The 3046-nt window shown below is 42.1% G+C and carries 3 protein-coding genes; all 3 read right to left on the bottom strand.

Going from position 1 to position 3046, the window contains the following annotated elements:
* Positions 1-173: 173 nt before the first annotated feature.
* Entirely contained in the window at positions 174-1301 is a 1128-nt protein-coding gene (locus QZZ43_RS17215; RefSeq protein WP_291861899.1) for a DUF4105 domain-containing protein, read from the bottom strand.
* Between the two features lie 176 nt (positions 1302-1477).
* The gene (locus tag QZZ43_RS17210) at positions 1478-2389 is read right to left on the bottom strand and encodes a dihydroorotate dehydrogenase (protein ID WP_291861897.1); all 912 of its coding nucleotides are present in this window, start codon (positions 2387-2389) and stop codon (positions 1478-1480) included.
* The coding region (locus QZZ43_RS17205) for a dihydroorotate dehydrogenase electron transfer subunit (protein WP_291861895.1) at positions 2383-3046 on the bottom strand (664 nt) is incomplete at its 5' end. The genes QZZ43_RS17205 and QZZ43_RS17210, both read right to left, overlap by 7 nt.

Below are 3046 nucleotides of genomic sequence, written 5' to 3'. Positions count from 1 at the left end.
AACATGGGATTAGGTTTGTTTGATAGAAAAATGTCACTCTGTTCTATTATTAACATAAGAAACGGTGTTATTTTCCCAAATCTGAGAGACGGCTTGCGGGTTGGTAAGAATAATTGAGTGGTCAAAAATATAAATTGCCTTTAAGGAACACCAAAAAGCAGCATTTCAGATATTTAGTTCTTTATCTTAACAATTTTATTTGTGCCCAAAAATGTTAATCCTCCACGAATAATCAAAATAAGAATAACGGGAATAACTTCAGCTGGGAAAAACTGAACGCCTAAAACCATCAGCAAAAAGAAAATAAAAATGGCGACCCCTTCCAGGATACAAAAAAATCTGCGAAAACTCACAGTTACATTTGTAACCAACAAAATCCAAAAAGGATTAGCCCAGAGAAAATTCCAGTTTGGGCTGGTGACAAGATGATTCGATATCCAGCTCAGGTAAAAAATAACGATGCCCAAAAGGGCAACAAAGCTGAAAAGAAAGATGTCCAGCAGTTTTAATCTTACCATCCCGGTGATTTCCGCCAGAGATAAAAGCACAACCAAAATAAGAATTAACCACAAAGTGGTAGCAGGTGACCACCAACTTCCAACACCATGAGTTTCATCACTAAAATCAAGTAAAATATTCGTTTCTGAAACCAATAAGCCGCTTTCATTAGCGGAATTAATGCGAATGCCTGAAAATTGCGTCATCAGGTAATCGGGCAAAAACATAATGGAAACAGAATCGGTATCAGCGTCCGCAGGAGCTCCCAATATCAGATCAATTCCAAATTTCGTCCAGGGATGTGGGTCCAAATAAGGATGGATGGCGTCCCGAAATGTCATTGGTGAGGAAGTATCTTCAGTCGAAAACTCAATCTTTTGAGATGGATACTGATTCAGGATAATATCGGCCACTCGGGTGGCACAATTATCGTAAAAGAAATCGTATTGATAAGCCCGGTTTTCAGGTTGTGCATTGATAATTAGAGCCTTAAAAAGTTCGTTTTTCTGCTTTTGGGAAAGGGCTAATTGCTGCTCCCAAACCGAACGCCCACTCATGAAATACTCGCGCATAAACCGTTTAAAAGGTGCAACAGACAATAAATAATTCAGGTTTCCATGCCCGAACTTTAAATAGAAAAAGGGAGTGTTGAAGTCAAAAGTACCGTAATTAAATACCAGATCTATTTCGTTGGACGGGTCTGAGACCCGGATGGCCGTATGACCAAATACTGAATAAAGTTCCTCGCCGGGCGCACATGTCAATACAGAGATACTGGCATCCTTTGAAAGCGATTGCTGCAAATTGTTTCGAGCCCCTGAAATTGAGGCAGCTAAAAATAAAATAAGAAAAATTAGGATTCCCTTATGATGCGAGTTTACAAATGAGAACATCATTAAAATTATACTAAAAAGATTAATAATACAAATGTAAACAATGCTGCATCTTGGGGTTGTTTACATTTGTTTCGGTTAAAGTTTTATATTTTTAATGCTCCAGTGAGTTCTGAAACCTTCTGTAGTCCCTTTGCTTCCATATATTGAACAATACCATCAACAATTTTAACTGTAATATCAGGCTCCAGGAAATTGGCAGTCCCCACCTGAATCGCTGATGCCCCTGCCAGAAGAAACTCGATGGCATCGGTTGCTGAGGAAATACCTCCAAGGCCTACAACAGGAACCTTAACAGAAGAAGCCACTTGCCAGACCATTCGCAATGCCACCGGTTTTACACAAGGGCCCGACAAACCTCCGGTTACAGTTGACAACACGGGTTTTTGCGTTTCAGCGTTTATGGCCATTCCCAGTAGTGTATTGATAAGGGAAACAGAATCAGCACCAGCACCTTCTACTCCTTTTGCTATTTCTGTAATATCTGTAACATTGGGAGACAGTTTCACCATCAGATGCCGTGGAAAGACCTCTCTAACCGCCCTGGTTACTGCAATGGCAGAAGGGCAACTGGTTCCAAAAGCCATCCCCCCTTCTTTTACATTTGGACACGAAATATTCAGTTCTATTCCGGGCACTCCCTCCAATTCTGCAATTTTAGCAGCCGTTTCAACGTATTCCTCAATGGTAGAACCCGAAACATTGACCAGAATATTGGTATCCCTATTGCTGATTCTGGGCCAAATCTCGTTGGAAAAAACATCTATCCCTTTGTTTTGGAGCCCCACAGCATTCAACATTCCCATAGGGGTTTCGGCCATTCGGGGATACGGATTTCCCTCCCGGGCACCGGCCGTTGTTCCTTTAACAATTATTCCTCCCAGTCTGGAAAGGTCAATAAAGTCTTCGTATTCTTCACCATACCCAAAAGTTCCCGATGCAGTCATCACCGGATTTCGGAGGGTTAAATTTCCTAAGTTTACGGATAAATCTACCATTTTAAATATTTTGAGTCAAATACTGGTCCATCTGTACAAACACATTTATGTCCATCTTGTGTGGCGGTAACACAGCAAAGACAAGCGCCAATTCCACAAGCCATGGTATTTTCCATGGATACCTGGCATTTGATGTCCCGTTCTGCAGAATATTTTGCCAATACTTTCATCATCGGTTCAGGTCCACAAGTGTAAATGCATTCAAAATCAGGGTTAAATGTTTTCATCACCGGATGATGGATTACAAAACCTTTGGTGCCTTTCGTTCCGTCTTCGGTAGTTACCATCACTTCACCCAACGATTCATAAGCTTTCAACTCCACTAAATCGGCAGCCGTTCTTCCGCCAACCAGAAAACGCGGTGTGATACCATTTTCTTTCAGGTACCTGCCCAGAAACAATAAGGGCGCAACGCCACAACCACCGCCAATCAGCAGCACATTATCACTTTGCGGCAAGGAATAGTGATTGCCCAATGGGTAAATCATATTGAGCTGGTCGCCAGCTGTCAGGCGGCTGAGCGTGCGTGTACCCGGTCCAACCTCTTGGATAAGTAGTTTTAAAGTATTGGTTTCGTAGTCCACATCGTGAATTGACAATGGACGACGCAGGTAGGTGTCTGTGGAGCCATCCACCCGAACCTCTACAAACTGTCCG

Source organism: Marinilabilia sp., from assembly GCF_016278715.1.
Lineage (GTDB): Bacteria > Bacteroidota > Bacteroidia > Bacteroidales > Marinilabiliaceae > Marinilabilia.
The sequence above is the reverse complement of the archived record's forward strand: the minus strand, read 5'-3'. Positions and strand labels throughout refer to the sequence as shown.